The organism is Amycolatopsis stemonae, assembly GCF_054781455.1.
In genome coordinates, this window is the sequence record NZ_BAAGUJ010000005.1 from 170,267 (window position 1) to 195,226 (window position 24,960).

Below are 24,960 nucleotides of genomic sequence, written 5' to 3' on the forward strand. Positions count from 1 at the left end.
CTACCAGGCGAACCGCTCGGCGTGGACGCGGTCGGCGGGGACGCCGGCGCGGCGCGCGGCGTCGAGCACGGCGCCGGTCCAGGCGTCGGGGCCGCAGACGTAGACGTCGTGGTCGGCGATGTCGGGCACGAGGTGGCGCAGCACGACGTCGTCGGGCACCGGGGCGTAGCCGGCGGGCAGCCACGACGCGCGGTCGCGGGAGCGCCGGCCGAGCAGGTAGTGGATCCGCACCCCGCGCCGGGCGGCCAGGTCCTCGAGCTCGCGCCGGAACAGCAGGTCCGCCGGGCGGCCGGCGCGCTGGAACAGCACCGCTTCCCCGGGCCGGTACGGGAGTTCGTCGAGCAGCGCGCGCAGGGGCGTGACCCCGATCCCGGAGGCGAACAGCGCGACCTTCCGTCCTTTTCGGACGGTTCCGGTCAGCCGGCCGTACGGGCCTTCGAACAGCGCCCGCGTGCCCGGCCGCAGCGTGGCGAGCCGGCGGCTGCCGGGTCCGAGGTCCTTCGCCGTGATCCGCAGCCGGTGCCCGTCCGGGGCGGCCGAGAGGGAAAACGGCTTGCCGCGCGTCCAGCCCGGCCCGGACACGAACCGCCAGACGAAGAACTGGCCCGCCGTCACGGGCAGCCGGCCGAGGTCCCGGCCCCGCAGGTACACCGAGACGACTCCGCGGCCCTCGCGCACGACCTGCTCGACGACCAGCCGGTGCCGCAGGTTGAGCCACACCGGCAGCCCGGCGCGGAACACGAGCACCGCACCCGCCGCCGTGGCGTACGCGGTCCACCAGAAGGCCGTGGCCACCGGCGAAGCGGTGAAGTCCGCACCGGTCCACAGCTGGTGCGGCAACGCGAGCCCGGCGCCGAGGTAGGCGTAGAGGTGCAGCAGGTGCCACGACTCGTAGCGCAGCCGCCGCCTCGCCGCGCGCACCGACGTCGCCGCGACCAGGCCCAGCGCGGCGGTCCCGGCGGCCGCCAGGAGCATGCCCGGGTAGGTCGTCACCAGCAGCCAGAGCTCGCCGAGGACGCCGGAGCGGTCGGTCGCCGCGTAGCCGAGGGTGATGAGCACGATGTGGGCGGCGAGCAGGGTGATCGAGGTGAACCCCACCAGCCGGTGCCGGCGGGCCAGGTCGTCCTGCCCGTAGCTGCGCTCCACCCAGGGGATCCGCGCCATGAGCAGCAGCTGCAGCAGCAGGAGGTCGGCCGACAGCAACCCGGTCAGCCGTCCCGTCGAGGTGAAGAAGTCGGTGCCGAGGTCCTGCAGGCCGCGCCCGGACACCCAGAGGGCGACCACGAACAGCACGCTCAGCCAGGCCGTCAGGCCCGCGGCGTCCCGCCACCAGGCGCGGACCGCGGGGGGAGCCACGCGGCGGGTGGCGAAAGCGGTGGACATCGACGGGCTCCTCGGAGTGATCTTCTCGATCCACCCTCCCGGAGCCCGGTTAGCCGTCGACGTGACCAGGGTGAGAAACCGGTAAGAGCTGATCGGCGCCGACGGTGAACCCGACCACAGCGCCACCGCCCGGGCGCGGCTCGGCGAACACCGCCCCACCGTGCGCCAGGGCGATGTCGCGCACGATGGCCAGCCCCAGTCCCGAACCGGGCAGCCCGCGCGCGCCGTCCGCGCGGTGGAAGCGGTCGAACACCCGGACCGCGTCCTCGTCGCCGATGCCGGGGCCGCGGTCCAGCACCTGGACCCGGCCGTCGCGGACGTCGACCTCGATCGGGCCGTCCGGGGCGAACTTCACGGCGTTTTCCAGCAGGTTCGCCACCGCGCGGTCCAGTGCTTTCGCCTGGCCGGTCACCACCGACGCGTCGGAGGTGACCGTGATGGTGCGCCCGGACCGGCGCCGGACGCGGTCGGCGGCACGCTCGACGAGCTCGCCCAGCCCGACCGGCGTCGGCTCGTCGGCCTCGTAGCGGCGGGTGGCCAGTTCGACGAGCTCGTCGACCAGGTGGGTCAGCTCGCGGGTCTCGCCGTCCACGTCGTCGAGCAGGCGGCCTCGGGCCTCGGGCCCGAGCTCGGCGAACCGGCGCAGCACGCTGGCGTTCGTGCGCAGGCTCGTCAGTGGGGTCCGCAGCTCGTGGGCGGCGTCCTGGACCAGGCGTTCCTGGTCGGCGCGGGCGTCGGCGAGGCGGCCGAGCATCCGGTCGAACGACGTCACCAGCCGGCCGACCTCGTCGCGGCCGCCGGTGGGCACGGCGACGTCGTCGAGGCGGCCTTCGCTGACCTGCTCGGTGACGTCGGTGAGCCGGACCAGCCGCCGGGTGATCTGCCGGGCCAGCAGCCAGCCGGCCAGGGCCGCGACGACCAGGACGAGCGCGCTGACGCCGGTGATGCGGGTGGCGAGGCCGCTCAGCACGTTCCGGGACTCGTCGACGTCGATGCCGAGCTGGACGGCGCCGCGCCCGGGGCCCAGGGCCACCGTGATCGCGCGGTAGTCGTCCCGGCCGGAGGTGTAGTTCCAGTAGCGGTGGGGGCCGAGGGTGCCGCCGGCGGCGAGGGCCCGGTCCTCGTCGTCGACGGGCAGGCGGACCGGGCGGCCGCCGATCGGGCGGACCGTCCCGTCCGCGGCGAGGGACTGCGCCACCATCGGCTGGGCTTCGTCGTGGTCGTCGTCGTCCGGGCCGCGGGTCACCGGGCTCGGGGCGAGCACCTGCGTCGCCCCGGCCGCGACCTCCGCCGACGTCGTGAGCAGCGACCGGTCGAGCTCGGCGTTGATCCGCTCCGACGCGGCCTGGTAGCTCAGCACGCCGACGAGGATCGCCGCCGCCGCGCCGACCCCGGCGAACGCGATCGCGAGCTTGCTGCGCAGGTTCATGCCGGCCGCACCGAATAGCCCACGCCGCGCACGGTGTGGATCAGCTCGGTGGCCCCGGCCTGCTCGAGCTTGCGCCGCAGGTAGCCGATGTAGACGGCCAGGTTCTTCGAGTCCGCGCCGAACTCGTAGCCCCAGATGCGCTGGTAGATCGTGGCGCGGTCGAGGACGATCCCGGCATTGCGGACGAGCAGCTCCAACAGGTCGAACTCGGTCTTCGACAGGGTGATTTCGGTGCCCTGCCACCACACGCGCCGTGCCGCCGGGTCGACGGCGAGTTCGCCGAGGCGCAGCGGGCGCCGCGCTTCCGGCTCGGCCGACGTGCGGCGCAGCAGGGCCCGCAGCCGCGCGAGGAGCTCGTCGAGCTCGAACGGCTTGGGCAGGTAGTCGTCGGCGCCGGCGTCCAGCCCGGCCACCCGATCGGGCGTCTCGACCCGGGCGGTCAGCATCAGGATCGGGGTGGGGTCGCCTTCGGCGCGCAGCACGCGGCACACGCCGAGGCCGTCGACGCCGGGCATCATGACGTCGAGGATCAGCACGTCGAAGTCTTCGCGCCGGGCGGTGGCCAGTGCGCTGACCCCGTCGGTGACCTCGGTGACGACGTAGCCCTCGAGGTCGAGGGCCCGCACGAGCGATTCGCGGATGGCGCGGTCGTCGTCGGCGAGCAGGACGTGGTGCGGCATGGCCGCCATCATGCCCGCGCGGCGGGACTACCGCCTGCGCCGGGCGTAGGTCGGGCTGTGGAAGACGCTCGCGGCGATGACGATGCCGAGCACGAAACCGAAGTCGTACCAGTGGCCGTCGTTGTGCACCTCGTAGACGCCGACGTGCTCGTTGAACAACGAGACCAGGAAGGTGATCGGGCAGATGAACCCGTGCCACAGCCCGAGCCAGAAGCCCGGCTCGGCGGTCGTGGCGGCGAAGGTGTTCCCGCCCGGGGCGCAGGCCGTCAGCAGCAGGGCCGAGGCCGTCACGACACCTGCGAGGGAGCCGCGGTGGCGAAGGGACTGTCTCGTCATGGCGATCCCGTTCCGGCGGCGTCAGGTGCCGGGCCGGGGGTGAGCCGCCGCCCCTCGATCCGGTCGACGCTGATCCTCAGGAGCCGGTCCCGCGGCGGCGGAGCCCAGGACCGCAGCCCGGCGCCGAGCTGCGCGACCACCGTTTCGACGTCCGTGGTCAGGGTGGCGACCCCGGTCACGATCACGCTCCAGCCGCTGTGCCCGGCCGCGTCGTAGGCGTCGGCTTCGAAGGTGACCGGCTGCCCGTCGAGCCGGTCGGCCCAGGAGCCGCGGCCCGCCCGCAGCCAGATCACGTCGCCGGCGACGGTGAAGTTGACCGGCCGGATCGCCGGCCGCCCCTCGCGGACGAAACCGAGCCTGCCGAGCGGCACGGAAGCCAGCAGGGCCCGGCAGCTGCCGGGGCCCAACGCGTGCAGTTCCGCTGTGCCCACTGATCGTTCCCCGGTCTCGGACTCCGTGCTGACAAGGAAACTCTCGGCTCGTGCCACGCGAAGGGCTTAGAGGAGGACGTCACCCGCCGGCGGGACGGAAGTCACCGGGCCATCCGGCGGGCCGCGCCCCTGGTCCGCGCCGCCGATCCGACGGCGCGGTCGTCCCGGGTTTCTGCGACGAACCCCGGACGCGGCGTGAGCCGTTCTCGCGTGCGATCCACGGAATCCTCCGCCCGTGCTGCGCGCGGTACTTGAACTTCGCCAGCCGCGTCGCCACGAAGAGCGCCGCGACGGCGATCGCGCCGAGGGTCGCCAGGAGGCGGTTGACATCGATCGCCGGTTCCCAGCGGAGTTTGCCGTCCTTGATGACGTAGGCCCCGACCGGTTTCGCCGACAGCCCGAACCCGCCGCCTTCGCCGGAGCGGCCGTTTTCGTCGCGGCCGTCCCCGCCACCGCCGCCCGTGCCGACGGACGACGCGACGATCACCGTCACCCCGTCGACCTCGTACGGCTCGCCGTAGACCAGCTTGGTCTCCAGCCCGTCCTTCGCCTTCGCGAGCAGTTCGTCGACCTTCATTCGGCGAAGTGTCACCGGCGGCGGGCGCGCGGGGGAGAGCCGATGGTCCCACCCGCCGGTGACCGAGGGCCCCGGTGCCGGTGGCGTTCGCCAGCGGTGGTGGCCCGGGCGCCGCGATTTGCTGGGCGCACCACGCATCAGCGACTCGGAGGCCGTCATGACGCACCGTCCCCCGCTGGCCGAGCTCGGGCTGAACACCGGCAAGAAGGCGCGGCTGCACCGCATCCTGCACCAGCACGGCCTGCGCAACGGCACCGCGTTCTTCCTGCCCTACGACCAGGGCCTGGAGCACGGGCCCCGCGACTTCTTCGCCAACCCGGCCGCAGGCGACCCCAAGTACGTTCTCAAGCTCGCGCTCGAGGGCGGCTTCAACGGGGTCGTGCTCCAGATCGGGCTGGCCGAGAAGTTCTACTGGGACTACGCCGGCGAGGTGCCGCTGGTGCTGAAGCTCAACGGCAAGACCGAGATCCCCTCCGACGCCGAAGCGTTGTCGCCGCTGCACGGCAGCGTCGAGGACGCGGTGCGCCTGGGCGCGGACGCCGTCGGCTACACGCTCTACGTCGGACTCCGGCGCAGGAACAGGACTTCGCGCAGCTGCGCCGGGTCCGGGACGACGCGCACCGCCTCGGCATGCCGCTGATCGTCTGGGCCTACCCCCGCGGTTCGGCCATCGAAGCGAAGGGCGGGCGCGACTCGTTCTACGCCGTCGACTACGCCGCGCGCACGGCGTCCGAGCTCGGCGCCGACGTGGTCAAGGTCAACTTCCCGCACCCGGCGAAGATCGACAACGTCCCCGGGGTCTACGCCCAGGAAATGACCACCCAGCGCGCGATCGACGCGGTCGTGCGGTCGGCCGGGCGCACCCTGCTGCTGGTCTCGGGCGGCGGCAGGGCCGGTGACGACGCGATGCTGGAGAAGGCCCGCGAGTCGATGGAGGCCGGGGCGACCGGGCTGATCTTCGGGCGCAACGTCTGGCAGCGCGACCACGACGAGTCCCTGCGGTTCGTCGCCGCCCTGCAGGACATCCTCGCGAAGTACGCGAGCGCATGAGCACCTTCGAGGTCCGCATCCACGGCCGCGGCGGTCAGGGCGTGGTGACCGCGGCCGAACTGCTGTCGGTGGCCGCCTTCACCGAAGGCCGGCACGCGCAGGCGTTCCCCAGCTTCGGCTCGGAACGCACGGGGGCGCCCGTGGTGGCGTTCTGCCGGATCTCCGACGGCCCGATCCGCACGCGGGAACCGATCGTCGCGCCGGACGCGCTGATCGTCCAGGACGCCACGCTGCTGCACCAGGTGAACGTCTTCGAGGGCTTCGGTCCCGAGGGCTGCCTGCTCATCAATTCCGCGCACGGGTTCGGCGAGCTGGGCCTCGGCGAGTTCGTGAGCGGGTTCCGGCCGGAGCGGCTGCTCGTCGTCCCGGCGACCGAACTCGCCCGCGAGCACCTCGGCCGCCCGGTGCCAAACGCCGCGCTGCTCGGCGGGTTCGCCGCGCTGACCGGCGTCGTCGGGCTCAAGAGCGTGCTGTCGGCGATTTCGGGCCGGTTCCACGGCCCGGCCGCCGAAGGCAACCTCGCCGCGGCGACCGTCGCCTACGAGTTCGTCCGCGCCGAACGGGAGGAGCTGGCCGGTGCTCAGGCAGATTGAAGGGTCCCGCGCGGTCGCCGAAGCGGTCGCGCGCTGCCGTCCGGAGGTCGTCTGCGCGTACCCGATCTCGCCGCAGACCCACATCGTCGAAGGCCTGGCGGAGCTGGTGAAGTCCGGCTCGCTCACGCCGTGCGAGTTCGTCAACGTCGAGTCGGAGTTCGCCGCGATGTCGGTGGCCATCGGCGCCTCGGCCGCCGGAGCGCGGGCCTACACCGCGACCGCCAGCCAGGGCCTGCTCTACATGACCGAGGCGGTCTTCAACGCCTCCGGCCTGGGCCTGCCGATCGTGATGACGGTGGCCAACCGGGCGATCGGTGCGCCGATCAACATCTGGAACGACCAGAGCGACAGCATGGCCCTGCGCGACGCCGGCTGGATCCAGCTCTACGCCGAGACCAACCAGGAAGCCGCCGACCTGCACGTCCAGGCGTTCCGGATCGCCGAAGAGCTGTCCACGCCGGTGATGGTGTGCATGGACGGCTTCGTGCTGACCCACGCCTGGGAACCGGTCGACCTGCCCGGGCAGCCCGAGGTCGACGCGTTCCTGCCGCCCTACGAACCGCGGCAGGTGCTCGACCCCGCCGCGCCGTCGTCGATCGGGGCGATGGTCGGGCCCGAAGCCTTCACCGAGGTGCGCTACCTCGCGCACGCGCGGCTCATGGCGGCGCTCGACGTCGTCCCCGACGTCGCGGACCGCTTCGCCGAGGCGTTCGGCCGCAACTCCGGCGGGCTGACCCGCTCGTACCGCACCGAAGACGCCGACACGATCGTCGTCGCGCTCGGCTCGGTGCTGGGCACGCTCAAGGACACCGTCGACGACTTGCGCGAGGATGGCCTGCGCGTCGGGGTGCTGGGCTTGACGTGCTTCCGGCCGTTCCCCGCCGCCGCCGTGCGCGCGGCGCTCGGTCACGCGCGGCGCGTCGTCGTGCTGGAGCGGGCTTTCGAGCCGGGGGTCGGCGGCATCGCCACGCAGAACGTCGTGATGGCGGCGCCGGCGGCCGAAGTCCACGCGGTGATCGCGGGCCTCGGCGGCCGCGCGATCACGAAGAAGTCCCTCGCCGCGATGCTGCGGGCCGCGGACCGGTTGCCGCCGCTGAGCTTCTTGGATCTCGACCGCTCGCTGATCGACCGGGAGCTGGCTCGGCTCGCGGCGGCGCGCCGGTCGGGGCCGACGGCCGAGAACATCCTCCGCGACCTCGGTGCGGTCGCCTCGCGAATCGGGTGACGCTGTGTCGAAACTTACCGATCCCACCGGCAGTCACGGCGGAAACCCGCACCTCGCGCAGACCGGCCGCGGACCGTTTCCGCCTGCTTTCGGACGGACCGGTAACGCGGCAGCGACGCCGATCAAGTTCTACCAGACGGGCAGCTTCGCGGTCGGCGGCCGGCTGCTCGGCGAAGACCAGCGCAGCGTCCAGTCCGACCGGGAACGGATCAACTCGATCGACTGCGGGCACCGCGCCTGCCAGGGCTGCGGCGAGGCACTGGGCGCGCGGTACGCGCTCGACGCGGCGATGCGCGCGACCGGGGGCCGGATGGTGGCGGTCAACGCGACCGGCTGCCTGGAGGTCTTCTCGACGCCGTACCCCGAGACGTCGTGGCGGATCCCGTGGCTGCACTCGTTGTTCGGCAACGCGCCCGCGGTCGCGACCGGGGTCGCGGCGGCGATGAAGGCCAAGGGCCGCACCGACGTGCGCGTGGTCGGCCAGGGCGGCGACGGCGGCACCGTCGACATCGGCTTCGCCTGCCTGTCCGGGATGTTCGAGCGGAACGACGACGTGCTCTACGTCTGCTACGACAACGAGGCGTACATGAACACCGGCGTCCAGCGGTCCGGGGCGACGCCGATGGCCGCGCGCACGGCGACCACACCCGCGTTCGGGCCGGAGCCCGGCGCGGTGGCCGGGCAGGGCAAGAACGTGCCGATGATCGCGCTGGCGCACGAGATCCCCTACGTGGCCACGGCGACCGTCGCCGACCTGCGCGACCTCGAAGCGAAAGTGACGCGGGCCATGGAGTTCCGCGGCGCGCGCTACCTGCACGTGCTGGTGCCGTGCCCGCTCGGCTGGGGGAGCGCTTCGCACGACACGATCCGGATCGCCCGCCTGGCCGAGGAAACGGGGATCTTCCCGGTGTTCGAAGCGGAAGCCGGCGAGATCGTCGCGACGTCGAAGATCCGCCACCGGGTGCCGGTCGAGGACTACCTGCGCCTGCAGACGCGGTACGCGCACCTGTTCGGCGACCCGCCGCGCACCGAGGTGATCGAGCGGATTCAGGCGCTCGCGGATCGCACCATCCGCCGGTTCGACCTGCTCGGGGAGGCCTGAGATGACGCACGAGAAGCCGTTCGCGATCACCCTCGACGTCGGCTCGAGCCGGGCGAACAAGACCGGCGCGTGGCGCACCGAACGGCCGGTCTACGTCGACCTGCTGCCGCCGTGCAACCAGGCCTGCCCGGCCGGGCAGGACATCCAGAAGTGGCTCTACCACGCGGAATCCGGGGACTACGAGACGGCGTGGCGGGGCATCATGGCCGACAGCCCGCTGCCCGCGATCCTCGGCCGGATCTGCTACCGGCCGTGCGAGAGCGCGTGCAACCGCGGCCAGCTGGACGAAGCCGTCGGGATCAACTCGGTCGAGCGGTTCCTCGGCGACGAAGCGATCAAGCAAGGCTGGACGGTCCCGGTCGCGCCGCCGTCGGGCAAGCGGGTCCTCGTCGTCGGCGCCGGGCCGGCCGGGCTGTCGGCCGCCTACCACCTGGCCCGGCTCGGGCACGCCGTCACGGTGCGGGACGCGGAGGCCGCGCCCGGCGGGATGATGCGCTACGGCATCCCGCGCTACCGGCTGCCGCGGGACGTGATCGACGCCGAGATCGGCCGGATCCGGGACATGGGTGTCGTCTTCGAACAGAACAGCCGCGTGACCGACGTCGTGGCCGCGAAGGCCGGCTTCGACGCGGTGTTCCTCGCCGTCGGCGCCCAGGTCGGCAAGCGGGCCTACATCCCGGCCGGCGACACCGCCCGGGTGCTCGACGCGGTGTCCCTGTTGCACGGCATGGAAAGCGGGGAGAAGCCGCTGCTCGGCCGCCGGGTCGCCGTCTACGGCGGCGGCAACACGGCGATGGACGCCGCGCGCACGGCGATGCGGCTGGGTGCCACCGACCCCGTGGTGGTCTACCGGCGGACCCGGGCGCAGATGCCCGCGCACGAGTCCGAAGTCGCCGAGGCGGTCGAAGAGGGCGTCTCGATGCGATGGCTGTCGACGATCAGCGAGATCGACGGCGAGGGCATCACCGTGCAGAAGATGCGGCTCGACGATTCCGGGTTCCCCCAGCCGACCGGCGAGTTCGAACGGCTCGCGGCGGACAGCGTCGTGCTCGCGCTCGGCCAGGACACCGATCTGTCCCTTGTGGACACCCTGCCGGACGTCGACCACGACGACGGTGTCGTGCGCGTCGGGCCCGGCATGATGACCGGGCATCCCGGGATCTTCGCCGGCGGCGACATGGTGCCCTCGGGCCGGACCGCGACGGTCGCGGTAGGACACGGCGCGAAGGCGGCCCGCGAGATCGACGCCTGGCTGCGCGGCGCCGTCGCCCCGGCACCGCCCGCGCGGCGCGAGGCGACCTTCGACGACCTCAACACCTGGTACTACAGCGACGCCGACCGGACCGTCCGCCCGCACCTCGACCTGTCCCGGCGGGTGTCCACGTTCGACGAGATCAAGGGCGGGCTGGACGCGTCGACGGCCCTGTTCGAAGCGCGCCGCTGCCTGTCCTGCGGCAACTGCTTCGAATGCGACAACTGCTACGGCGTCTGCCCGGACAACGCGGTGCTCAAGCTCGATGCGGGGGAGGGGTACGCGATCGACCTCGACTACTGCAAGGGCTGCGGGATCTGCGTCGCCGAATGCCCGTGCGGCGCCATCGAAATGGTGCCCGAGGAAACCTGAGGAGGAAGCCATGCGGGAAAAGCGGTGGCACGTCGAAGTGCACATCGACGAGAACGACGGCCAGACCCGGGCGACCGCCCGGCTGCACACGGCCGACGACACGCAGCTGACCGGAACCGGGACCGCCCGGCTCAACCCCGTCGACCACGACGTGCCCGAGATCGGCGACGAGCTCGCCGCGTCGCGCGCGCTGAGCGATCTGGCCCACCACCTGCTGGACTCCGCGGCCGGCGACATCGAAGCGCTCACCCGCAAGCCGGTCCGGCTGAACCACTGAGAGGAGCGGACATGCGGATCCTCGTCGTCTTCGAATCGATGTTCGGCGCCACCGAGGAGCTGGCCGAGGCCATCGGCAAGGGGCTGGCCCTGTCCGCGCCCGTCGAGGTGGTCAACGTCGACAAAGCGCCTCGGGACCTGACGGGCGTCGACCTGCTCGTCGTCGGCGGCCCGACGCACGTGCACAGCATGAGCCGCGCGTCGACGCGCAAGGCGGCCGCGGACCAGTCCGCCGGGCCGACCCGCTCGAGAACCGGCGTGCGCGAGTGGCTGGACTCCCTCGAAGCCGTGCCGGCCAAGCTGCCGGCGGCGACCTTCGACACCCGGATCGAGAAGGCGCGCGTGCTCACCGGGGCCGCTTCGCTCGGGGAGGCCAAACGGCTGCGGCGGCGCGGGTGCCTGCTCGTGCTGCCCGCCGAGAGCTTCTTCGTCGGGACGGAGCCCGGAGAGACCGGGCTGAAGCCCGGTGAGGCGGAGCGGGCCGAGGCGTGGGGTGCGGCGCTGGGCCGCGTCGTCTCCTGACGGCCGTGGCGGATCCCCCGACGATCGGCGTGGAGGAGGAGTTCGTGCTGCTGGACCCGCGGACCGGGCTGGCCGTGCCGGCGGCGCCGCGGGTCCTCGACGTGCTCGGCGGCGAACCCGGTGTGGTGCCGGAGTTCCTGCGCTTCCAGGTCGAAACCCTGACGGGGGTCTGCCGGTCGCTCGACGAGGTCCGGACGGACCTGACCCGGCTGCGGCGCCGGGTGAGCGAAGCCGCCGGCCACGCCGGGTGTCTCGCCGTGGCCACCGGCGTGGCGCCCTTCGGCGGAAGCACGCAGGTCACCGCCGACGCGCGGTACGAGCGGCTCGCGGCCCGGTTCCCGGCGCTGGTCGACGGCGCGGGGACCTGCGCCTGCCACGTCCACGTCGGCATCCCGTCGCGGGCGGCGGGGGTCCGGGCGCTGGCCGGGCTGCGGTCGTGGCTCGGCGTGCTCCTGGCGCTGACCGCGAACTCGCCGTACGCAGACGGCCGCGATTCCGGCTGGGCGAGTGCCCGGTACCCGCTCTGGTCCCGCTGGCCGACGGCCCGGCCGCCGGCCGCGTGGCGCGACATCGGCGAGTACGACGCGGCGGTCGCGGAGGCGATCCTGATCGGAGCCGCCCCCGACGCTCGCGGCGTGTACTTCTACGCGCGGCTTTCGCCGCGGCACCCGACGGTGGAGGTGCGGATCGCCGACACGTGCCTCGACGTCGCCGACGCCGTCCTCCTCGCGGGCCTGGTGCGGGCGATCGTCGTCACGGCACTGGAGGGCGAGTTGCCGCCCCAGCCGTCCGACGCGGCGCTCGCGGGTGACCTCCGCACCGCCGCCCGGTGCGGACCGGAAGCTCCCGGGGCCGAACGCCTGCTGGCGTACGTCCGGCCGGCCTTGCAGGCCGCCGGAGAGCTCGACGAGGTGCGACGGGGCTGGTGCGCACTCCGCGGTCCCGGGGCGGCGGCGCGGCCCGGCAGCGGACGTTGTGGACGGCGCCGGCGGAGTTCGCCGCCCGGCTGTCCGTGGTGACCCGGGGTACCGACGACGGGGAGGCAGTGCGGTGAACGCCGCAACGGTGACGGACGCAGCGGCGTTCCACGCGCTGCCGGTGGCCGCCGTGGCCCAGCGGCTCGGCGTCGACCCGCAGCGCGGGCTCAGCAGCGAAGAGGCCGAGCTGCGGTTGACCCGCTTCGGCGCCAACACCGTCAGCGTGCCGGCCGGACCCGGGCCGATCCGGCGGTTCCTGGCCCAGTTGCACAACCCGCTCATCTACGTCCTGCTGCTCGCGGGCGTGGTGACCTGGGTGTTCGGCGGGCACGTCGACGCCGGCGTGATCGGCGGGGTGGTACTGCTGAACGCCGTCGTCGGGTTCGTGCAGGAGTCGCGCGCGCAACGGGCGCTGGAAGCGTTGTCCACCCTGGTGCCGGTGGAAGCGACGGTCGTCCGCGACGGCGTTCCCCGGCGCGTGCCGGCGGCCCGGCTGGTGCCGGGTGACGTCGTCGAGCTGGCCGCGGGCGACCGCGTGCCCGCCGACCTCCGGCTCGCCGGGACCACCTTGACCGAGATCGACGAATCCGCGCTGACCGGCGAGTCGGTTCCGGCGAGGAAGTCCACCGGTCCGGTGCCGGCGGCCACTCCGGTCGCCGACCGCGCGGGCTCGGCCTACTCCGGCACGCTGGTGACCCGCGGCGAGGCCCGCGGCCTGGTCACCGCGACCGGAAGCGCCACGCAGCTGGGCGACATCCAGCGCCTGGTGGCCACCGCCGAAGCCGTCACGACGCCGTTGACGCGCAAGCTGGCCCGGTTTTCCCGCCAGCTGAGCGTGGTCATCGTCGGGGTCTCGGCAGCGGCCTTCGTGCTCGGTGTCGTGCGCGGCACGCCCGCGCCCGAGATGTTCACCGCGGTGGTCGCCCTCGCCGTCGGCGCGATCCCGGAGGGCCTGCCCGCGGCGGTGGCGATCGTCCTGGCGATCGGCGTCGTGCGGATGTCGCGGCGCGGCGCGATCGTGCGGCACCTGCCCGCGGTCGAAACCCTCGGCGGCACGACGGTGATCTGCACCGACAAGACCGGCACGCTCACCCGCAACCGGATGACCGTGACGACGCTCGCGGCGGCGGGCGAGCTGGTTCCCCTGGCCGAAGCGGGAACCGTGCTGCGCGAGTGTCTCGTCGCGGGCGTGCTGTGCAACGACGCGCAGCCGGCCGAAGGCGATCCGACGGAGATCGCGTTGCTCGTCTCGGCACGGGACGCGGGGCTCGACCCGGCCGCGATCCGGGCCGCCGCGCCGCGGACCGGGACCGTGCCGTTCGAGTCCGAAACCCGGATGATGACGACGGTCCACGGCTCGGTCGGCTACCTCAAGGGCGCGGTCGAAGAAGTCGCCGCCCGGTGCGAGACCGAGGTGCTGCCCGGCGGGAACGTCCGCCCGCTCGACCGGGCTGCGCTCGACAGCGTGCACCGAAGGCTGACCGGGCGCGGGCTGCGGGTGCTCGCGTTCGCCCGGTTCACCCCGGGCGAGGCTCCGGTTCTGCTGGGGCTGCAGGCCATGCACGACCCGCCGCGGCCCGAGGCGGTCACGGCGGTCGGGGCCTGCCGGAGCGCGGGTGTCGACGTCAAGATGATCACCGGGGACCACGCCGGCACCGCGCGCGCGGTCGCCGAATCCGTCGGGCTGGCCGCCACGCGCGTCCTCACCGGAACCGAGCTGGCGAAGCTGCCGGCGGCGGAGTTCGACGAAACCGTGGCGGGGACGCAGGTGTTCGCGCGCGTGTCGCCGGGGCAGAAGCTCGAGCTGGTGCGGGCGCTGCAGCGACGGGGACACGTGGTCGCGATGACCGGTGACGGGGTGAACGACGCGCCCGCGTTGCGCCGCGCCGACATCGGCGTGGCGATGGGCTCGGGCGGCACCGACGCGGCTCGTCAGGCCGCGGACATGGTGCTGACCGACGACGACTTCGCGTCGATCGAAGCCGCGGTCCGGGTGGGCCGCGGGGTGTTCGACAACCTGCGCAAGTTCCTCGCCTGGACGCTGCCGGCCAACATCGGCGAGGGCATGGTCGTGCTGGTGGCGATCGTGCTCGGCGCGACGCTGCCGATCGTGCCGGTGCAGATCCTGTGGATCAACATGACCACGGCGGTGTTCCTGGGGCTCACGCTGGCGTTCGAGCCGACGGAGCACGGCGTCATGCGGCGCCCGCCACGGCCACCGAAACGGCCGCTGTTCACCGCGGCGCTGCTGCGCCGGGTCGTGCTCGTCTCGCTCCTGCAGGTCGTCGCCGCGTTCGCGGCCTTCCGCCTGAACCTCGCCGCGGGGGTCGTGGTCGAGGAGGCGCGGACGATCGCGATCAACGTGTTCGTCGGCGTCCAGGCGGCGTACCTGCTCAGCTGCCGCTCCCTCGACCGGCCCGTGCTGCGGGCCTGGCCCGGCCACAGCCGGATGTTCGCGCTGGGCCTCGGGGTGACGGCCGCGCTCCAGCTGGTGCTGACCTACGTGCCGGTCATGAACGCGTGGTTCCACACCGCTGCAGTGGACGCGGTGTCGTGGCTGTGGGTGCTGGGCGCGGCGGTGGTGGCGTTCGCGGTGGTGGAGGCGGACAAGCTGCTCTGGTCGCGGGTCAGCGCAGCCCGGGCAGCCGGGCCAGGGCGGCGCCGGTGAGTGCCGAAGTGGCCACCGCCGTCGCCGTCACCCAGCGACCGCGTTCCAGCCCGGAAGAGCGTCCCCGAGCGCCTCGCCCGACCCGTCGATCCCGGCGACGATCGGGTGTGACGTCGTGGTCATCGGCAGCTCCTCCGGGTGCCGTGGCCCGACGGTAGGCCGCGGCCCGGCGGTGCCGCAGCCGACCCGGAGACCAGCGGGCCGGTCACGGCCGCCGGGCCGGGCTCAGGACGTGCCGGACCGTCGTCACGAGCCACAGCACCACGATCGACCCCACCAGCGCCGCGAGGGTCGTGCCGTCGCCGGTGACGAGCGTGAAGACCGTGAAGAGCACCGCGGCCGTGCCGAGCGGAGCGCCCAGCCACCACGAGTTCCGCCGCCAGGTCTGCGCGCCCGGCACGCAGGAGGCGAGGCCCAGCACGGCCGCGGTGGCGGCCATCGCGCGCGGGTCGTGCACCCACAGCACCGAGCCGTCGGTGAGGTAACCGGTATACAAGGCGACGGTGAGCAGGACCGGGACGGTCGCCGCCGCGTCTCGCCATTCCCGTTGCATCGCAGGCACCTCCTCTGTCTCCACGATGCCGCTCCGTGCCCCGGCCGGGAGCGGCCAAAGGTCCCCGGGTGCGGGGACGAACGACCGCAGCGACCGGGATCGAGTCCGTCCTACCGTCGGTTCGACGCACTGGAACCCCGGAGGGAAACGTCATGAGCGCAACCGGAAACGCGCCGGTCGTGGTGGCCGTCGACGGCTCGGAAAGCGCCGCCGCGGCCGCGCTGTGGGCGGCCGGGGAAGCGGCCCGCCGGCACGCGCCGCTGCTCGTCTTCACCGCCTACGGCTACGAAGACGACGCGTTCGGGGGCAAGGTCTACCCGCCCTCGGACTGGCTCGCGGTCAAGGAAGCCAACGCCGATCAGCTGCTGCGGCAGACGCGGAAGACCCTCGAAGCCGCCGTTCCCGGCCTGGCCGTCGCCACGGAGGCGAGCGACCGCGGTCCGATCCCGGCGCTGCGCGCGGTTTCCGAGCGCGCCAGGCTGCTCGTCACCGGCGAGCCCGTCGGCTCGATCGCGGGCCTGTTCAGCGGCTCGCCCGACGTCGATCTCGCGGCCAAGGCGCACTGCCCGGTGGTCGTCGTGCGCGGGCGCGAGACCGTCGACGGCCCGGTGGTCGTCGGCGCCGACGGCAGCCCGCTCAGCGAGGCCGCGATCGCGTGGGCCTTCGAAGAAGCCTCGATCCGCCACGCCCCGCTCGTCGCCGTGTACACGTGGCACGACGGCGACACCGCCGGCCTGTTCAGTGACGGCAACGTCGCTTTCCAGGGCGAATCCCTGCGCGACTCCGGCAGGCGGCTGCTCGCGCAGCGGCTCGCCGGGTGGCAGGAGAAGTACCCGGACGTCGTCGTCGAGCGCCGGGTCGAGCACGACAGACCACGCGACCGCCTGCTCGGCGCGAGCCACGAGGCCCAGTTGCTCGTCGTGGGCAGCCGTGGCCGCGGCGGGTTCAGCGGCCTTGTGCTCGGCTCGACGAGCCAGGCGCTGCTGCACCACGCGGCCTGCCCGGTGATGGTCGTCCGCGCCGAAAACGCCTGAACCACAAGGGAGTTCCGCCATGACCACGGTATCCGCGGTGATGACCGCCGACCCGATCACCGTCTCCCCGCAGACGCCGTTCAAGGACATCGCCGCCCTGCTGACCGGCAACGGGATCAGCGCGGTCGGCGTCGTCGACAAGACCGGCGCGCTCGTCGGCGTCGTCTCGGAGGCCGACCTGCTGCCCCACCTGTGGGACGACCGGAAGCCCCGCCGCCGCGACCGCCGGCTGGCCCGCAAGGCGACCGCGTGCACGGCAGGCGACCTGATGACGAGCCCCGCCGTGACGATCGACGCCGACGACACGCTCGCCACCGCCGCCACGCGGTTCGCGCGCGCCCGCGTCCGCCGGTTGTTCGTGCTGCGCAACGGAAGGCCGGTGGGCGTGCTGTCCCGCCGCGACCTGATCAGCGTCTTCACCCGCGGCGACGCCGACCTCGAGCGCGAAGTCCGCGACCGGGTCCTGCGAGACCAGCTCAATCTCGGCCCGGACCGGGTCCGCGCGGAGGTGCGCGCCGGAGTGGTGACGGTGGTCGGGCGCGTGGAGCGCCGCAGCGACATCGCCCCGGTGACCCGCCTGATCGCCGAACTGTCCGGAGTGGTCGAGGTGCGCAACCGCCTGGACTACGTCTGGAACGACGTGGCCTGACCGCCCGGTACTTCTACCGGCCGGGTGCGTGGCGGGCGGCGCCCGCCACGCACGTCGGCTGTCCGGACACCAGCCCACCAGGTCACCCGACCGACGACGGTTCGGTCCCGTGCCGGTCGACGGCGTCGAGTGCGTCCGCCGGGAAGGTCAGGGCGCCTGCCGGTCCGGCCCTCAGCACCCAGAAGCCGCGGACCAGCCGGACGCGATCGAACGTGTCCTGTGCATCTGGCGTCTCCCAGGCCGTGAGAGGACGCCCGTCCTGGGTGGCGACCAGCGGACGTCGCGCCGGTGCCGTGCGACGAGGTTTACGACGCCAGCCTCCCTCGAGGTGGCCCTAGACGTGCCAGCCAACCTTGATGACGGATACGCCTCGTGAGAAGGTCACCTGTACGTGAACAGTACTGGCGAGGTCGCTGGTGGTCCCACAGTTGACCGTACCGCTGTTGGCGCCGTTCGCAGGGTAGTGATACCAGAGTCCGTTCAACTGTTTGTCGAAGGAAGCCGCCGGGCCGCCACTCCAGTCGCACCAGACTGTCGTGCGGCCGCCAGGTGCTCCTGACGAGTTGGTTCCGCACTGGGTGATCAGTTGACCGGCCGGGGCTACGCACGTGTTCGGGTTTGTTGCCTGAGGCGAAGCGGTCGCCACGCCGGTCCCGGCCAACGCAGCGGTCGCAGCCAGCACACTCCCGGCAAGCGCCAGTTTTTTGGACATTTTGGGCCCCCTCCTTTGTGTTCGGGTACACGATGTCAATTCGCCGGATACCTGGTTCGGAACGTCGATCAGGACCTCGTGTTCACCTTGGCCCGGGAACGTGGTGACCAGGTCACGGGAAACAGAGGTTGTTCAGGTCGGCTGCGGGAAACCAGCCTGGGACGTTGATCCGGTGGGCATCGGTGCCGATGTCGGTCGCGTGGTCGTAGCCTTGCCAGTAGTCGTCGAAGTTGGTGAACTGGTCGCCCGCCGAAGCCCACCAGATGATGTGGCTGTTGGGATCCGGGTAGGCGGTGATCGCGGTGCCGTTCTTCAATGTGCAGGTCATCGCCGGGCTCGCCTGGGCGGCCCCGGTGGTCGCGGTGAACGCGGTCGCGCTGATCAATGCGATCGTCAGGGCCTTCTTGGGAAACATCGCCGCTCCGTATCGTGCTTGAAAAAATGCTCAGTAGATGTTCAGTGTTTCGATGTAGGTGCTGCGGTCCGGCAGGGTGCCGTGCTCGTTCTTGCCGAAGAACCGGGTGAACGGCCCGCCGTCGAAGTCGGACCAGACGAAGTAGCCGGCGTTGTTCCCGCTGCTCCAGGCGGTTACGAGAGAGAGGCCCGGTTCGGTAACGCCGGCATAGGCGTAGCACGTTTGGTTGAAGTCCCGGTCCTGGAACCTGAAGAAGTCCGGAGCGTTGCACGGCACTTGGTGGATCGTGTCCGCGTTCGCGGCCGGGGCGAAAACGGCTGATACAGCCGCGATGACGGCGGTTGTGACGATGGTCCGGCGAACTTTCGACATGATGCGATCTTCGTGCGTTCATCCTTGACGAGCAAGGGATTCGATCACCGTCGAAAGCCGGCCGATGAATCTCTTTCGCATGCGCCGTGAGGTCGCCCGGCTCGTGGTGATCGCCACGGTGTAGTCGAGCGGGGTGTCGATCGCGGGCGCGTGGGTAACCGCGCAGGGACGTGAAGGAGGTGCGGATGACCGCGGGGACGAGCGAGATCCGAACCCGGCCGACGCCAGTCCGGTGGGCAGCGTGCCGACCGCGGGTGAAGACGAAATCGACGCCGCGTTGGCACTGGCGAACGAGACCGGCGGTGGCTCGGGCACGCGCGCTGGCCGGCGCGGCGACGCTGGACCAGTACGCGGGACCCGGCCCGGTCCATCGCGGCCGGAGCCTGCTCGGCGACCCGGGCGCGACGGACGTGATCGTGCTCGAACCGCGCGGGGTGGTCGTCGCGCTGACGCCGTGGAACGACCCGGGCGCGGTCGCCGGTGGGCTGCTCGGTGACGTGCTGCCTGGTGGCGTCTTGGCGTTGCCCGGATGAGCGAGCGGCAGGAGCGGACCCGCCGGGCCTTGCGGCTGAAGGCGGGTGACGACGTCAAGCAGGGCCTCGCCGCGGCGTTCGGGGCCGCGGACGGCGATCAGCACGACCGGACTCCGGTGGGCTGGTTCGCCCGGGCGATCCGGGTCCCCGGCCGCGAACGGCGGGTGCTCGTCCAGAGCGCGAAGGCCACTTTGGCGGCGACCGGCGCGTGGCTGCTGGCGACGCTGGTGCTGGGGCTGCCCCAGCCGTTCCTCGCTCCGTACGCGGCCATCTTCTTGGTGGAGGCGACCGTGTACCGGTCGCTGCGCGGGTGGCTCCAGCAGGTCGGCTCGGTGGCCACCGGGGTGGTGATCGCCGCGGTGGCCGGGCAGCTGATCCCGTGGCAGGCGGTGGCGCTGGCCGTGGTCGTGTTCACCGGCCTGCTCGCCGGCGACTGGCGGCACTTCGGCAGTTCGGGGATCTGGGTCGGCGTCACCGGCATGCTGCTGGTTTCCTACGGCACGGCCCGCGACCCGGTGCTGATGGGGGACCGTCTCCTGGAGACGGCGCTGGGCGCGGCGATCGGGGTCGCGGTGAACACGCTGATCCTGCCGCCGCTGTACGGCGAACGCCTGGCCGCGGCGGCCGACCGGCTGGCGACCGCGCTCGCGGATCTGCTCGAGTCGCTGTCGGACGTGGTCCGCGTCGACGAGCCGGGTGAGCTCGACAACCTGGTGTCGCAGTGGCAGGACACCCGGAGCCAGGTGCTGGCCGCGGAGGACGCGGTCGGCCTCACCCGGGAGGGACGGCTGCTCAACCTGCGCCGGGCCCGCCCCAAGGCGGGCACCGACCACGAACGTCCACTTCGGACGCTCATCGCGCTGTGGCCCGCGGTGGCCCAGCTGGTCACCGCGGTGCGCACCACCGCGCGCGGGGCCGGCGACCACCCGTTCGAGTACCCCTGGCCGGCCCAGCGCGACTCCCTGGCCGACCTGGTGCACCTGCTGGCCGGGGCGGTGCAGGCGGTGGCGGTGGTCGGGGAGCCCGTCGACCTCGACGACTGCCAGGAGCTGCTGGAGAACCTGGAGAAGCGGCTGGTGACGGCCGACGAGGACGGCGTCCCGGCCCGGCTGGGCCTCGGCTCGATGATCCTGCCCGCGCGGCTGCTGGTGGACAAGCTCGAACAACGCTGAAGGCCGCTGGCGCCGATGGCGCGGGCGGCGTGGGAACCCGCTACTGCGCAGGGAAAAGACGAATCCGCGGAGCGCATCCCCTTACGGCGTCGGCCGGACTGCGCTACGTTCTGGCGCACCGCACAACTCGGGGGAGACCATGCGTCGATCGATCGTAGCCGCTGCTTGTGCCGTACTTCTGTTCGCCGGAACCGGTACCGCCGCCGCGGGAACCGATCCACGTCAGGCCGCACTGGACGCGGCCGTGCAGGCGGGGAACGTGGGGATCATCGCGATCGCGGCGGATCCGGCGGGCCGCTGGCGGGGGCGGGCCGGCGCCGGTGACATCGTCACCGGGGCGAAGCCGGACATCGACGGGCGGTTCCGCATCGGCAGCGTGTCCAAGACGTTCACGGCGACCCTCGTGCTGAAGCTCGCCGAGAAGGGGCGGCTGGGGCTGGACGAGCCGATCTCGGAGTACCTGCCCGGCCTGCTGCCCTACCCGGAGCCGATCACTGTCCGCCAGCTGCTGCAGCACACCAGCGGCCTGCCCCGGGACCTGGCCCCGCAGTACACCTGGACGACCCTGCCGGAGCTGGACACCGAACGCTTCGTGCACTTCGGTGAGGTCGAGGCGATCCACGACAGCACCGTGCAGCCACTGCTGTTCCCGCCGGGCACGGGCTGGTCGTACTCCAACACCGGCTACAACGTGCTGGCTCTGCTGGTCGAGAAGCTCACCGGCCGTCGGTTCGAGCAGGTGCTCGCCGACTGGATCACCGGTCCGCTGCACCTGGCCGACACCTTCCTGCCGAGGGACTTCCCGCTGGTGCCGGACGCGGCCATGCACGGCTACGAGCAGCTCTACCCGGCGCCGCACGGGCTCACCGACGTCACCGCCTACAACCTCAGCCGCTACTTCGGGGCCGGGGACATCATTTCGAGCGCGACCGACCTGAACCGTTTCTTCCACGCACTGCTCGGCGGCGAGCTGCTGCCCGCCGGCCTGCTGGCGCAGATGAAGACCACGGTCCCGTGGCCGGGCACGGACGGGCGGATCGGCTACGGGCTGGGGCTGATGCGTATCTCCCTGGTAGGCCCCTGCGGTCCCGGCGCTCCCGATGTCTGGGGGCACGCCGGGGACGTGCCCGGGTACAACACGTGGAGCATGAGCGACGAGGCCGGCACCCGCCGGATCACGGTCGGGTCCAGCCCGGACGTGACGGCGTCGCAGGACGCGGCCTCGGGGCGGCTCCTGGCGATGGTGACGGAGTTCTGCACGCCGAACCTCCCCGGCGCCCGGGCGAGCGCCGCCGCTATCCGGACGGCGATCCACTGACGGCGCAAAGCCCTGGGCGACGCCGAGCTGACCCAGGGCGCGTCGGAAACGCCACGAAGACTGACCACGGACGCCGTCCGTCAGTTCTGCCGCAGGGTGTACGACTTCAATGCCGGTTCGCCGTGCGCTGACTTCGGGGCGAGCGTCAGCTGCTGGGCGATGACGGCGGCCAAAGCCGCGTAGTTCGTGGCGAACGCCAGCGGGTCGACACCCGGCATGAAGAGCTTGCCGCAGACGGTGCGGTCGATCCGTCCGGGCGCCGCCGGCCCGGGGTGGTCGAGCGCGTCGAGTGCGAGAGCGTAGGCGACGGGGTCGTAGCCGCAGCAGGCGGACAACGGCATCGAGCAGTTCGGCGGAGGCGGTGCTGACGGCCGGACCGGCCGGCGCGCCGGGGGCGAGGTCCGGCGGGTCCCCGGCATCCGCGGCCAGCAGCACTTCGGCGACGGCGGCCGGCGGCAGGTCCAGGCCGAAGCCGAGCGCGGGTTCCCGCGGGTCGGCCCGGACGAACTGCGCGGTCACCGGCAACTCAACCGAGGCGACGACGTAGTGGCCGGCGTGGTACTCGTACAGGCGGTCGCCCAGCGCGAACCGTTTGGTGCCCTGGGCGACGAGTGCCAGCACCTGGCCGTAGGTGGTCGGCACCGGCGGGCTGGGTCGATCGGCGCGGAAGATGCGCACGGCATCGATGTCCGTGCTCAGGTCGGGCCGGGCATGCCGGGCCAGCAAGGCACGCAACTCGTCGAGCGACATGGCGATCATTGAAGCACCGCACAGTCCGGCGGCGCTGACCCCGAAGAGGCCGATCAGCGGCACGCCGGTGAGCGCCGGTTCCGGTGCATGAGCTGTCGGCGCACCGTCTTCGACACTGTCAGTCGACTCGGACGACGTGCTTGCCCCGGACGCCGCCGGCCTCGAGGGCGCGGTGTGCGGCCGCCGTCTCGGCCAGTGTGAAGACCTGGTCGACCGCCGGGCGGAGGTCCCCTTCGGCCACCTGCCGGGCGAGGTCGTCGAACTCCGCCCGCTTCGGGTTGCCGCTGAACGCGCGTACCCGGCTGCGGCCGTGGATCGTGCTCACCGCCAGGTAGCCCAGCGAACTGACCGCCCGGGTCAGGTCGAAGGCGATGGTGACCATGCGGCCGCCGGGAGCCAGCAGGCGGCGGAAGCTCGGCAGGTCGGTGCCCACGGTGTCCAGGACGACGTCGAAGCGGCCCAGTTCGGTGAGCCGGGCGGTCCGGTGGTCCACGGCCGTGGCGGCGCCGAGACCGCGGACGAAGTCGAGGTTGGCGTCGCGCGCCAACGCCGTGACGTCGGCGCCGTACGCGTGTCCGAGTTGGACTGCCGTGTTGCCGACGCCGCCCGCCGCGCCGCGGACGAGGAGCCGTTCGCCGGGGCGCAGCCCGGCCTTGTCGCGCAGCGCGGTCACCGCCGTGGTGGCGACCGGCAGGGCCGCGGCGTGCACCAGGTCCAGCTCGTCGGGCACCGGGCCGAGCCGCTCGACCGGCACCGTGACGTACTCGGCGGCGCTGCCGAAGCCGGCGGTGCGGCCCAGCACGCCCCAGACGCGGTCGCCGACCGTGAACGCCGTCGTCCCGGCGCCGAGCGCAGCCACTTCACCGGTGAAGTCCAGCCCGACGCGCTGAGGGAACTTGCGGCCGGTGAGCAGGCGGAGCTTGCCGGAGCGGGCCGCGAGTTCGCCGCCGTTGACGCTGAACGCGCGCACTCGCACCAGCACCTCACCAGGCTCCGGAGCGGGCCGCGGCACCCGGGCGACGTAGAGGACATCCGGGTCGCCGTAGCGGTCGAAGAGCACTGCTTTCATCGTGCGGTCGGTCATGACGGCGAGCGTAGGGTCGGAAACGGACGAGATCATCCGGATCGGTCGAGGTGAGAGACATTGCCCGTGGCACCTTCTCGGATCCCCGTGCGGGACGACCTGCGAGCGGATGCGCGGCGCAACCGGAAGCGCATCCTGGTCGCCGCCCGCGCGGTCTTCGCCGAGAGCGGGATCGACGCGCCGATGGCGACGGTGGCCCGGCGCGCCGGCGTCGGGGTCGCGACGCTGTACCGGCGGTTCCCGAACCGCGACGCACTGGTGCGGGCGGCGTTCGCGCAGCAGATCGACACCTGCACGCGGGCTTTCGCCGACGCGCTCACCGAACGCGATCCGTGGCTCGGGTTCCGGCGGCTGATCGAGACGGTCTGCGAACTGCAGCGGGAGGAGCGCGGGTTCCCGGCCGCGTTCATCGCGGCCTTCCCCGACGACGCCGTGGCCCACGCACGGCTGCGGAGCCAGGCGGACCGGGAGCTCGCCACGCTGGTGCGCCGGGCGCAGGCGGCGGGCGCGCTGCGGGCCGACTTCCACCCCTCCGACCTCGCGGTCGTCTTCGCGGCGCACGGCGGGCTGGTGACCGCGTTGCCCGCCGACGCCGCGGCGTCCCGGCGGTTGGTCGCGTACCTGCTCGAAGCGTTCCGCGCGGACGCGGCGAACGGGCCGCTGCCCCCACCGTCCTCAACGGACTTCGTGCACGCGGGTCACGCTGTCGTTTCCTCGTCGTACGGATCCGATCCGGCGGGGGATGGGTGATCCGGCTGGTCCCGTCCGCGGGACGCCGTCGCCGAACGGGGTGGGTGAGTGCCTATCATCGGGAGGTGGCGAGTTCCAAGACGTCGGCGCGTGGCGAAACCAAGACGACCGTGAGCCCGGGCGCGGTCCGGGACGCGGCGCTGACCCTGTTCGCCGAACGGGGCTACCACGGCACGGCGCTGAGCCAGATCGCCGACGCGCTGGGCATCCGCACGCCGAGCCTGTACAACCACATGAAGGCCAAGCAGGACCTGCTGCGCGACATCATCCTGGAAACCAGCCAGCAGGTGTGGGCGGAGCACGAACAGGCGGTGCACGGGGTCGGTGACGTCGTCGAACGCCTGCGCCGGACAGCGCGCGTCTACGCGCTGCGGCACGCCACCCACCGGCGCGAGGCGCTGATCGTCAACCGGGACGTCGACAGCCTGGACGAGCCCGTGCGCTCGGAAGTGCTCGAACTGCGGCGACGTCATGCCCACGCCATCCGGGACCTGGTCGAAGAGGGCGTCTCCGCGGGCCGGTTCACGGAGGAGGAGCCCACCTTGGCCGCCTTCGGCATCCTCGAGATGTGCGTGAGCATCGCCCGCTGGTTCCGCGAGGACGGGCCGCAGTCCGCCGAAGCGGTCGCCGAGACCTACAGCCGCTACGCGCTCCGCATCGCCGGCCTGAACTGACCGGGCGTCACGGCTGACCCTTGTGCGCGCTTGAAGTGGGCGCTACCCTCACAAAACTAACGAGCATTAGT

29 protein-coding genes and 1 pseudogene are annotated in these 24,960 nt (G+C 72.6%); 17 read left to right on the forward strand and 13 right to left on the reverse strand.

The annotated features are described in order from the left end of the window. The 6 genes from ACYVLJ_RS20055 to ACYVLJ_RS20080 form a co-directional block, all read right to left on the reverse strand. Positions 1–1,383, reverse strand: coding sequence for a ferredoxin reductase family protein (locus ACYVLJ_RS20055; protein ID WP_460439779.1), 1,383 nt, complete (start codon positions 1,381–1,383; stop codon positions 1–3). Between the two features lie 49 nt (positions 1,384–1,432). Then, a complete protein-coding gene (locus tag ACYVLJ_RS20060; RefSeq protein ID WP_460439780.1) occupies positions 1,433–2,812 on the reverse strand; it encodes a HAMP domain-containing sensor histidine kinase in 1,380 nt (459 codons plus the stop codon). Beyond that, complete coding sequence (locus tag ACYVLJ_RS20065) at positions 2,809–3,501, reverse strand: response regulator transcription factor (protein ID WP_460439781.1); 693 nt, start codon at positions 3,499–3,501, stop codon at positions 2,809–2,811. The genes ACYVLJ_RS20060 and ACYVLJ_RS20065 overlap by 4 nt, the downstream gene beginning before the upstream one ends. Before the next feature lie 18 nt (positions 3,502–3,519). Beyond that, positions 3,520–3,783: a hypothetical protein gene (locus tag ACYVLJ_RS20070; protein ID WP_460439782.1), complete on the reverse strand. Its 264-nt coding sequence runs from the start codon at positions 3,781–3,783 to the stop codon at positions 3,520–3,522. Between the two features lie 41 nt (positions 3,784–3,824). Then, complete coding sequence (locus ACYVLJ_RS20075; protein ID WP_460439783.1) at positions 3,825–4,259, reverse strand: pyridoxamine 5'-phosphate oxidase family protein; 435 nt, start codon at positions 4,257–4,259, stop codon at positions 3,825–3,827. Positions 4,260–4,338: 79 nt separating this feature from the next. Further along, positions 4,339–4,836: a cyclin family protein gene (locus ACYVLJ_RS20080; protein WP_460439784.1), complete on the reverse strand. Its 498-nt coding sequence runs from the start codon at positions 4,834–4,836 to the stop codon at positions 4,339–4,341. Between the two features lie 157 nt (positions 4,837–4,993). Between ACYVLJ_RS20080 and ACYVLJ_RS20085 the strand changes: the two genes are divergently transcribed. From ACYVLJ_RS20085 to ACYVLJ_RS20130, 10 genes are read left to right on the forward strand one after another with little or no spacing between them, the layout of a single operon-like run. Beyond that, positions 4,994–5,476, forward strand: a complete 483-nt coding sequence (locus ACYVLJ_RS20085) for a class I fructose-bisphosphate aldolase (protein ID WP_460439785.1) — start codon at positions 4,994–4,996, stop codon at positions 5,474–5,476. After that, on the forward strand, positions 5,467–5,886 hold the full coding sequence (locus ACYVLJ_RS20090; RefSeq protein WP_460439786.1) for a hypothetical protein: 420 nt from the start codon (positions 5,467–5,469) through the stop codon (positions 5,884–5,886). The genes ACYVLJ_RS20085 and ACYVLJ_RS20090 overlap by 10 nt, the downstream gene beginning before the upstream one ends. After that, positions 5,883–6,479, forward strand: a complete 597-nt coding sequence (locus tag ACYVLJ_RS20095) for a 2-oxoacid:acceptor oxidoreductase family protein (RefSeq protein ID WP_460439787.1) — start codon at positions 5,883–5,885, stop codon at positions 6,477–6,479. Before ACYVLJ_RS20090 ends, ACYVLJ_RS20095 begins: the two co-directional genes overlap by 4 nt. After that, positions 6,463–7,704, forward strand: coding sequence for a transketolase C-terminal domain-containing protein (locus ACYVLJ_RS20100; RefSeq protein ID WP_460439788.1), 1,242 nt, complete (start codon positions 6,463–6,465; stop codon positions 7,702–7,704). Before ACYVLJ_RS20095 ends, ACYVLJ_RS20100 begins: the two co-directional genes overlap by 17 nt. Positions 7,705–7,708: 4 nt before the next feature. Next, on the forward strand, positions 7,709–8,806 hold the full coding sequence (locus tag ACYVLJ_RS20105; protein ID WP_460439789.1) for a thiamine pyrophosphate-dependent enzyme: 1,098 nt from the start codon (positions 7,709–7,711) through the stop codon (positions 8,804–8,806). 1 nt (position 8,807) lies between these two features. After that, positions 8,808–10,430 carry an NAD(P)-binding protein gene (locus tag ACYVLJ_RS20110; protein WP_460439790.1) on the forward strand — a complete coding sequence of 541 codons (1,623 nt, stop codon included), beginning with the start codon at positions 8,808–8,810 and terminating at the stop codon, positions 10,428–10,430. Positions 10,431–10,440: 10 nt separating this feature from the next. Beyond that, the gene (locus ACYVLJ_RS20115) at positions 10,441–10,707 is read left to right on the forward strand and encodes a DUF1876 domain-containing protein (RefSeq protein ID WP_460439791.1); all 267 of its coding nucleotides are present in this window, start codon (positions 10,441–10,443) and stop codon (positions 10,705–10,707) included. Positions 10,708–10,718: 11 nt separating this feature from the next. Continuing rightward, the gene (locus ACYVLJ_RS20120) at positions 10,719–11,228 is read left to right on the forward strand and encodes a flavodoxin family protein (protein ID WP_460439792.1); all 510 of its coding nucleotides are present in this window, start codon (positions 10,719–10,721) and stop codon (positions 11,226–11,228) included. A 5-nt stretch (positions 11,229–11,233) separates the two neighbouring features. Next, positions 11,234–12,247 carry a carboxylate-amine ligase gene (locus tag ACYVLJ_RS20125; RefSeq protein WP_460439793.1) on the forward strand — a complete coding sequence of 338 codons (1,014 nt, stop codon included), beginning with the start codon at positions 11,234–11,236 and terminating at the stop codon, positions 12,245–12,247. A gap of 31 nt (positions 12,248–12,278) precedes the next feature. After that, positions 12,279–14,873: a cation-translocating P-type ATPase gene (locus ACYVLJ_RS20130; protein WP_460439794.1), complete on the forward strand. Its 2,595-nt coding sequence runs from the start codon at positions 12,279–12,281 to the stop codon at positions 14,871–14,873. 205 nt (positions 14,874–15,078) lie between these two features. Here the strand turns inward: ACYVLJ_RS20130 and ACYVLJ_RS20135 are convergent, their stop codons facing one another. After that, positions 15,079–15,426 (reverse strand): hypothetical protein, encoded by a 348-nt coding sequence (locus tag ACYVLJ_RS20135; RefSeq protein ID WP_460439795.1) that lies wholly within the window; start codon positions 15,424–15,426, stop codon positions 15,079–15,081. Positions 15,427–15,578: 152 nt separating this feature from the next. On the opposite strand from ACYVLJ_RS20135, the gene ACYVLJ_RS20140 reads away from it, so the two are divergent. Next, positions 15,579–16,460, forward strand: coding sequence for an adenine nucleotide alpha hydrolase family protein (locus ACYVLJ_RS20140; RefSeq protein WP_460439796.1), 882 nt, complete (start codon positions 15,579–15,581; stop codon positions 16,458–16,460). Positions 16,461–16,479: 19 nt separating this feature from the next. After that, on the forward strand, positions 16,480–17,109 hold the full coding sequence (locus tag ACYVLJ_RS20145) for a CBS domain-containing protein (protein ID WP_460439797.1): 630 nt from the start codon (positions 16,480–16,482) through the stop codon (positions 17,107–17,109). A 334-nt stretch (positions 17,110–17,443) separates the two neighbouring features. Here the strand turns inward: ACYVLJ_RS20145 and ACYVLJ_RS20150 are convergent, their stop codons facing one another. The 3 genes from ACYVLJ_RS20150 to ACYVLJ_RS20160 form a co-directional block, all read right to left on the reverse strand. Continuing rightward, positions 17,444–17,821, reverse strand: coding sequence for a hypothetical protein (locus tag ACYVLJ_RS20150; protein WP_451987191.1), 378 nt, complete (start codon positions 17,819–17,821; stop codon positions 17,444–17,446). 112 nt (positions 17,822–17,933) lie between these two features. Then, complete coding sequence (locus tag ACYVLJ_RS20155; protein WP_460439798.1) at positions 17,934–18,236, reverse strand: hypothetical protein; 303 nt, start codon at positions 18,234–18,236, stop codon at positions 17,934–17,936. 30 nt (positions 18,237–18,266) lie between these two features. Beyond that, positions 18,267–18,608, reverse strand: coding sequence for a hypothetical protein (locus ACYVLJ_RS20160; RefSeq protein WP_451987195.1), 342 nt, complete (start codon positions 18,606–18,608; stop codon positions 18,267–18,269). A gap of 302 nt (positions 18,609–18,910) precedes the next feature. Between ACYVLJ_RS20160 and ACYVLJ_RS20165 the strand changes: the two genes are divergently transcribed. From ACYVLJ_RS20165 to ACYVLJ_RS20175, 3 genes are all read left to right on the forward strand, one after another. Continuing rightward, the gene (locus ACYVLJ_RS20165) at positions 18,911–19,141 is read left to right on the forward strand and encodes an aldehyde dehydrogenase family protein (protein WP_460439799.1); all 231 of its coding nucleotides are present in this window, start codon (positions 18,911–18,913) and stop codon (positions 19,139–19,141) included. Continuing rightward, positions 19,138–20,313: an FUSC family protein gene (locus ACYVLJ_RS20170; protein ID WP_460439800.1), complete on the forward strand. Its 1,176-nt coding sequence runs from the start codon at positions 19,138–19,140 to the stop codon at positions 20,311–20,313. Before ACYVLJ_RS20165 ends, ACYVLJ_RS20170 begins: the two co-directional genes overlap by 4 nt. Before the next feature lie 139 nt (positions 20,314–20,452). Next, positions 20,453–21,631, forward strand: coding sequence for a serine hydrolase domain-containing protein (locus ACYVLJ_RS20175; protein WP_460439801.1), 1,179 nt, complete (start codon positions 20,453–20,455; stop codon positions 21,629–21,631). A gap of 80 nt (positions 21,632–21,711) precedes the next feature. On the opposite strand, the gene ACYVLJ_RS20180 is transcribed toward ACYVLJ_RS20175, so the two are convergent. The 3 genes and pseudogenes from ACYVLJ_RS20180 to ACYVLJ_RS20190 form a co-directional block, all read right to left on the reverse strand. Further along, a complete protein-coding gene (locus ACYVLJ_RS20180) occupies positions 21,712–21,972 on the reverse strand; it encodes a hypothetical protein (protein ID WP_451987203.1) in 261 nt (86 codons plus the stop codon). Between the two features lie 34 nt (positions 21,973–22,006). Then, a pseudogene (locus tag ACYVLJ_RS20185) lies at positions 22,007–22,390 on the reverse strand (AraC family transcriptional regulator); the annotation flags it as partial. A 109-nt stretch (positions 22,391–22,499) separates the two neighbouring features. Further along, a complete protein-coding gene (locus tag ACYVLJ_RS20190) occupies positions 22,500–23,465 on the reverse strand; it encodes an NAD(P)-dependent alcohol dehydrogenase (protein ID WP_460439802.1) in 966 nt (321 codons plus the stop codon). 66 nt (positions 23,466–23,531) lie between these two features. Here ACYVLJ_RS20190 and ACYVLJ_RS20195 point away from each other — a divergent pair, with 66 nt between their 5' ends. Together ACYVLJ_RS20195 and ACYVLJ_RS20200 are read left to right on the forward strand one after the other, a co-directional pair. Next, positions 23,532–24,215: a TetR/AcrR family transcriptional regulator gene (locus tag ACYVLJ_RS20195; protein ID WP_460439803.1), complete on the forward strand. Its 684-nt coding sequence runs from the start codon at positions 23,532–23,534 to the stop codon at positions 24,213–24,215. A gap of 65 nt (positions 24,216–24,280) precedes the next feature. Next, positions 24,281–24,889, forward strand: coding sequence for a TetR/AcrR family transcriptional regulator (locus ACYVLJ_RS20200; protein ID WP_460439804.1), 609 nt, complete (start codon positions 24,281–24,283; stop codon positions 24,887–24,889). Positions 24,890–24,960: the final 71 nt, after the last annotated feature.

Bases quoted from the DNA above. Each gene is read 5' to 3' on its own strand.
- ACYVLJ_RS20055 (WP_460439779.1), bottom strand. From the start codon at position 1,383: ATGTCCACCGCTTTCGCCACCCGCCGCGTGGCTCCCCCCGCGGTCCGC.
- ACYVLJ_RS20060 (WP_460439780.1), bottom strand. From the start codon at position 2,812: ATGAACCTGCGCAGCAAGCTCGCGATCGCGTTCGCCGGGGTCGGCGCG.
- ACYVLJ_RS20065 (WP_460439781.1), bottom strand. From the start codon at position 3,501: ATGGCGGCCATGCCGCACCACGTCCTGCTCGCCGACGACGACCGCGCC.
- ACYVLJ_RS20080 (WP_460439784.1), bottom strand. From the start codon at position 4,836: ATGAAGGTCGACGAACTGCTCGCGAAGGCGAAGGACGGGCTGGAGACC.
- ACYVLJ_RS20085 (WP_460439785.1), top strand. From the start codon at position 4,994: ATGACGCACCGTCCCCCGCTGGCCGAGCTCGGGCTGAACACCGGCAAG.
- ACYVLJ_RS20090 (WP_460439786.1), top strand. From the start codon at position 5,467: ATGCCGCTGATCGTCTGGGCCTACCCCCGCGGTTCGGCCATCGAAGCG.
- ACYVLJ_RS20095 (WP_460439787.1), top strand. From the start codon at position 5,883: ATGAGCACCTTCGAGGTCCGCATCCACGGCCGCGGCGGTCAGGGCGTG.
- ACYVLJ_RS20110 (WP_460439790.1), top strand. From the start codon at position 8,808: ATGACGCACGAGAAGCCGTTCGCGATCACCCTCGACGTCGGCTCGAGC.
- ACYVLJ_RS20115 (WP_460439791.1), top strand. From the start codon at position 10,441: ATGCGGGAAAAGCGGTGGCACGTCGAAGTGCACATCGACGAGAACGAC.
- ACYVLJ_RS20120 (WP_460439792.1), top strand. From the start codon at position 10,719: ATGCGGATCCTCGTCGTCTTCGAATCGATGTTCGGCGCCACCGAGGAG.
- ACYVLJ_RS20135 (WP_460439795.1), bottom strand. From the start codon at position 15,426: ATGCAACGGGAATGGCGAGACGCGGCGGCGACCGTCCCGGTCCTGCTC.
- ACYVLJ_RS20140 (WP_460439796.1), top strand. From the start codon at position 15,579: ATGAGCGCAACCGGAAACGCGCCGGTCGTGGTGGCCGTCGACGGCTCG.
- ACYVLJ_RS20145 (WP_460439797.1), top strand. From the start codon at position 16,480: ATGACCACGGTATCCGCGGTGATGACCGCCGACCCGATCACCGTCTCC.
- ACYVLJ_RS20150 (WP_451987191.1), bottom strand. From the start codon at position 17,821: ATGTCCAAAAAACTGGCGCTTGCCGGGAGTGTGCTGGCTGCGACCGCT.
- ACYVLJ_RS20155 (WP_460439798.1), bottom strand. From the start codon at position 18,236: ATGTTTCCCAAGAAGGCCCTGACGATCGCATTGATCAGCGCGACCGCG.
- ACYVLJ_RS20160 (WP_451987195.1), bottom strand. From the start codon at position 18,608: ATGTCGAAAGTTCGCCGGACCATCGTCACAACCGCCGTCATCGCGGCT.
- ACYVLJ_RS20170 (WP_460439800.1), top strand. From the start codon at position 19,138: ATGAGCGAGCGGCAGGAGCGGACCCGCCGGGCCTTGCGGCTGAAGGCG.
- ACYVLJ_RS20175 (WP_460439801.1), top strand. From the start codon at position 20,453: ATGCGTCGATCGATCGTAGCCGCTGCTTGTGCCGTACTTCTGTTCGCC.
- ACYVLJ_RS20180 (WP_451987203.1), bottom strand. From the start codon at position 21,972: ATGCCGTTGTCCGCCTGCTGCGGCTACGACCCCGTCGCCTACGCTCTC.
- ACYVLJ_RS20190 (WP_460439802.1), bottom strand. From the start codon at position 23,465: ATGACCGACCGCACGATGAAAGCAGTGCTCTTCGACCGCTACGGCGAC.